Source organism: uncultured Cardiobacterium sp., assembly GCF_938028185.1.
Lineage (GTDB): Bacteria > Pseudomonadota > Gammaproteobacteria > Cardiobacteriales > Cardiobacteriaceae > Cardiobacterium.
Window position 1 is genome coordinate 1 of sequence record NZ_CALJAH010000346.1, and the last position, 4571, is coordinate 4571.

6 protein-coding genes and 1 pseudogene are annotated in these 4571 nt (G+C 53.9%); 4 read left to right on the top strand and 3 right to left on the bottom strand.

Going from position 1 to position 4571, the window contains the following annotated elements; all coding sequences use genetic code 11:
* The 3 genes and pseudogenes from Q0349_RS10130 to Q0349_RS10140 form a co-directional block, all read right to left on the bottom strand.
* Window positions 1–283, bottom strand: a pseudogene (locus Q0349_RS10130) (hypothetical protein); the annotation flags it as partial.
* Between the two features lie 100 nt (window positions 284–383).
* The gene (locus Q0349_RS10135; protein WP_298080790.1) at window positions 384–827 is read right to left on the bottom strand and encodes a pilin; all 444 of its coding nucleotides are present in this window, start codon (window positions 825–827) and stop codon (window positions 384–386) included.
* Window positions 828–901: 74 nt separating this feature from the next.
* Entirely contained in the window at window positions 902–1549 is a 648-nt protein-coding gene (locus Q0349_RS10140) for a pilin (RefSeq protein WP_298080791.1), read from the bottom strand.
* Window positions 1550–2088: 539 nt separating this feature from the next.
* On the opposite strand from Q0349_RS10140, the gene Q0349_RS10145 reads away from it, so the two are divergent.
* From Q0349_RS10145 to Q0349_RS10160, 4 genes are all read left to right on the top strand, one after another.
* Window positions 2089–2532 (top strand): universal stress protein, encoded by a 444-nt coding sequence (locus Q0349_RS10145; protein WP_298080792.1) that lies wholly within the window; start codon window positions 2089–2091, stop codon window positions 2530–2532.
* Window positions 2529–3017, top strand: a complete 489-nt coding sequence (locus Q0349_RS10150) for a hypothetical protein (RefSeq protein WP_298080793.1) — start codon at window positions 2529–2531, stop codon at window positions 3015–3017. Before Q0349_RS10145 ends, Q0349_RS10150 begins: the two co-directional genes overlap by 4 nt.
* A 73-nt stretch (window positions 3018–3090) precedes the next feature.
* Window positions 3091–3873 (top strand): FKBP-type peptidyl-prolyl cis-trans isomerase, encoded by a 783-nt coding sequence (locus tag Q0349_RS10155; RefSeq protein WP_298080794.1) that lies wholly within the window; start codon window positions 3091–3093, stop codon window positions 3871–3873.
* Window positions 3874–3974: 101 nt separating this feature from the next.
* On the top strand, window positions 3975–4571 hold a 597-nt coding region (locus tag Q0349_RS10160), incomplete at its 3' end, for a polyprenyl synthetase family protein (protein ID WP_298080796.1).

The window sequence follows — 4571 nt, forward strand, 5'->3', positions numbered from 1 at the left end:
CGTGGCTTACCCGGGGGCGCAAACCAAACAAATGAAATTCAGAAAACCAGCTAAGATGTACCAAGGGACGAAAATAACTTGTTCCTTCCAAAACAGGGCGTGCGATTAATTGCCAACTTAATGGATTATTGAGTAATTCCGGATTGTAAACAAAAAGTTCCCTATCATCCCATACATAATCAAATGCTAGCACCTGTCCATATAATAAAAAGAACAGACAAAAGCTAAACACATAAAATGCCACAATGCTGACATAAGGATACTTTTTCAGGTTATTCATCATTCCATTATTCCATTAAATTCACAATTAGAACCGCACGCCAATTCAGAATATCATCGAGACATTGTATTATATTTTAGTCAAACAGTCCAACAAAGATATTTTATTGACACGAAGTTGGCAATCTGCGCTCTCCGACACTTCCGCTACATTTCCAACTAATGATTTGTCTATTCGTTGATTGTGGGACAGGTGTGATTATAACATTTTTGCCGGAATTGGCGCCTTTGTTAAAGGTTATGGTAATAACCCCTGTATCTGGCGTCAAAACGGCTCCACCTGCAGGAAAATATTTTCCTTGCAGCAATTGTGTTGTTGCCATCAAATCGTCGCCTGCTGGAGGAAAGTGCCCCTTGTCCCAATATTTTACTGCGATATCATTTTTTAATCCCGCCGTTACAACAAGTGCTTCACTTGCTTGTGTGCGGGCCAAATAGTCTTGATAGGCAGGAATGGCCAGTGAGGCAAGAATTCCAATGATGGCAACAACGATCATTAACTCAATTAGGGTAAAGCCTCCTTGCCTTACACGCAGGATATTCATCATAAAATTTCTCCGTATAATCTAAAAAAGCCCGGCATATAACCGGGCTTTCGTCTTTTCTGCTAATGAGCCGAAAATTATTGGCAAGTAGAAGGCAGACGGCGTTTTTCGATAGAGCCAGAGCAAACCCACTTGGTGATTTGACCAGTTGCGGTGTTGAGAACCGGAGATACAACCAGGTTTTTGTTAGAGTTAGCACCAGCATTGAAGCTAATGGTGTAAGCACCGGTAGTGTTATCAACGCTTACAGAACCTTTAGAGAAATATTTACCGCCCAATTCGCTTACAGTGCCAGCAACGTTCGGGTCGTCTTTTACGCCATTCAGAGTAGAGTTGGCAGAAGCATAAACGCCGATGTCAGCTTGCAGACCAGAAGAAGCTTTGAAACCTTCAGAAGCTTGGGTACGAGCCAGGTAGTCTTGGTAAGCCGGCAGAGCGATAGCAGCCAAGATACCGATAATGGCGATAACGATCATCAGCTCGATGAGGGTGAAGCCTTTTTGCATTTTTTTCATGAGATTTACTCCATTAGTTTTTCGGGTTTGAATTACAGCATTCGCTGCAGGTTGTAACAGCGTTTGCTGTTGTGAAGATATATGCTTCGGCTGTGCCATGTTTGTTGCGACATTATTTTTCAAATAGTTACGTGTAAAATCTGCCGAAGATGGTGAAAATTGTCCCAGTTTTGGGCGGGATTGGGGGCGTGCTGAATCTGCTTTGGCCATTTGTCGCTTGCCGCATTCTGTCGCCCGCTGCCGTGCCGTGGCAGGTTATGCCGCTTTCAGACGGACGGTGTCGCCATGCGCCATCTACGCCGGGCCGTCTGCGTCATTTTGGTTGCGGTCGCTGCGTGTTTTTTTACACCCGTCCCCCGCTCTATCCGGCTTCGCAGGGAAAGACACTTTTGTGAGGCGCTGAAATGTGTGCTATGCCAAAGATGACGGGCTTGCATTTGCGGCAATACCAAGACCTCATACTAGAGGTTGTTTACAATTGGTTATAACACGATGATTTTGTTCGTGGTTTTGTTAGCGAGGTACGAGCGACTGGAACAGCTCACGCAGCGAGAGAGACTCAACAAACCGAATACCGAACCTATTCCGTTGTTAGATTACGCGCTCGTGCTAACCCAACCTACAAAGGGCACGGCTGAATGGTGGCACGCCCCAATACCGCATCGCTGCGCCGCTGCGCCGGGGCAGTTATGGTAAAGTAGGGTTGTACCTTGTATAGAGGTGCATTGTTCAATCGACAGGAGAATCCCATGCGCTACAAAAATGTCTTGCTTGTGACTGATTTGCGTGAAGACAGCGACATCGTCGCCAGTCGTGCCAAATGTATGCTGGAAGACCCGGACGCGAAGTTGCGTGTCTTGCACGTGATGGAGGAGACCGTCCTCACCGCCGGCTACGAAATCGTGCCGATCATCCCTATCAGCAATGAAGATGAAATCATCTCCGGTGCGCGCGAGAAGATGCAGCAACTGCTGGCACGGCACAAAATCATCGCCGACGATGCCCACGTTGAAACCGCGCTTTCCACCCGCCGCGGCATCCTGGATTACTGCGAAAAAATCAAACCGGATCTGATTGTTATTGGCCGCCATGTGCGCACCGGCCTGGCATCGCTGCTCGGCGCGACTGCGGATGACATCCTGCCCGGTGTGAATTGCGACGTGCTCGTCGTCAAACTTGGCGAGCCGGTATGACGCAAAACGTCCAGCGTTGTGCGGAAATCAGCCTGCCTGCGCTGCAGACCCTGCTCGGCGCGTATGGCCTGCAAGTGGTCATGCTGCCGGAAAATGCCGACATCCCTGGCAGTTACTGGGGCGCGCCGGAAGCGGGGCTGGTGCTGGACACCCTTTATATTCGCCCGGACACGCCGACCCATTCTGCCCTGCACGAAGCGGGGCACTGGATCTGCATGGACGATGCCCGCCGCGCCAAGCTGCATACTGATGCGGGTGGCACCGTCCTGGAAGAATGTGCCGTCAATTATTTGCAAATCCTGCTCGCTGAGGCCCTGCCCAATGTTGGCCGCGAACAGATGCTGCGCGACATGACCACCTGGGGCTACAGCTACCGCGAAGGCAGCGTGTATGCCTGGCTGGAGGGCGACGCCGCCGATGCCATCGCCTGGCTGCAACAGCACGACCTGATTGACGCCCAGCGGCAGAGAATTACCCACCGGTAAAACCCGCAGCGGGGTCGCCGTGGCATACTGCGCCCCGCTTTATCAACCCAAATCTTTCCAAGGAGAGAACTTAATGACATACAGCAAAATCCTGCTTGCCACCGCCATCGCCGCCACCATCGGCAGCGTCCAGGCCGTAGAACTGAAAAACGAGTCCGACAAGGTCGGCTACGCACTCGGCGTGGACATGGGCTCCACCGTCAAAGAAATTGGCGGCGACAAAATCAACCTCGAAGCCGTCATCAGCGGTCTGAAAGACGCCGCCGAAGGCAAAGATCTGGCGATGAAGCGCGAAGAAATGGACAAAACCATGCAAACCTTCGCCGAAGCACGCATGAAAGAAATGCAGGCACAGCTTGAAAAAGAAATCGCCGCCAACGCCGAAGCGGGCAAAAAATTCCTCGACGAAAACGGCAAAAAAGACGGCGTGAAGACTACCGATACCGGTCTGCAATACAAAGTCGAAAAAGAAGGCAAAGGTGCCAAACCGACCAAAAGCGACAGCGTCACCGTCAATTACGAAGGTCGCCTGCTGGACGGTACCGTCTTTGACAGCTCCTACGAGCGCAAAGAACCGGTGACCTTCAACGTCTCCGACGTCATCCCCGGCTGGGTCGAAGGCCTGCAACTGATGAACGAAGGCAGCAAATACACCCTCTACATCCCGTCCAACCTCGCTTACGGCGAAACCGGCGCCCCGCCGAGCATCCCGCCGAATGCCACCCTGACCTTCGATGTCGAACTGCTCAAGGTAAATGGCGACACGGCCAGGGCAGAAGCCAAAGCTGCTGATGCCCAAGCTGCGGCCAACCCGACCGAAGCCAAACCGGCAGATGCCAAAGAAGCGAAAAAATAAGCGCCCCGCTGCGGCAACAATCAACGGCACCTGTAACGGGTGCCGTTTTTTGTCATCCCTGACGTGATACCATCGCCGCCCCGTCCTGCCGGAACACCCCCATGACCGACTACCTCACCATCTGCCAGACCCGCATCGAAATCGTGCTGGCGCAAGCGCTGCCACCGGCGGGCGAACGCCTTGCCGACGCGATGCGCTACGCCACCCTCGGCGGCGGCAAACGCCTGCGCGCCGCGCTCCTCTACGCCACGGCTGACGCCTTCGCCGTACCGCTGGACACCGTTGACGCCGCCGCCTGCGCAGTGGAAGCCATCCACGCCTACTCGCTCATCCACGACGATCTGCCCGCGATGGACGATGACGACCTGCGCCGGGGACGCGCCAGCACGCACCGCGCCTATGACGAAGCGACCGCTATCCTCGCCGGCGACGCGCTGAACACCCTTGCCTTCGCCCTGTTGGCGGACAGCCCGCTCGCGCCCGCGATTAAGCTGGCACAAATCCAAACCCTTGCCGACGCGGCCGGATGGGCGGGGATGATAGGCGGACAAATGCGCGACATGGCGGCGACCGGGCGCGCGCTCACCCTGCCTGAGCTGCAAGCCGTGCATCGGGGCAAAACCGGCGCGCTGATACGCGCCGCACTGCACCTCGGCGCGCAACCCGCTGCCGACTACGCCGCACACGCGGCGACGCTG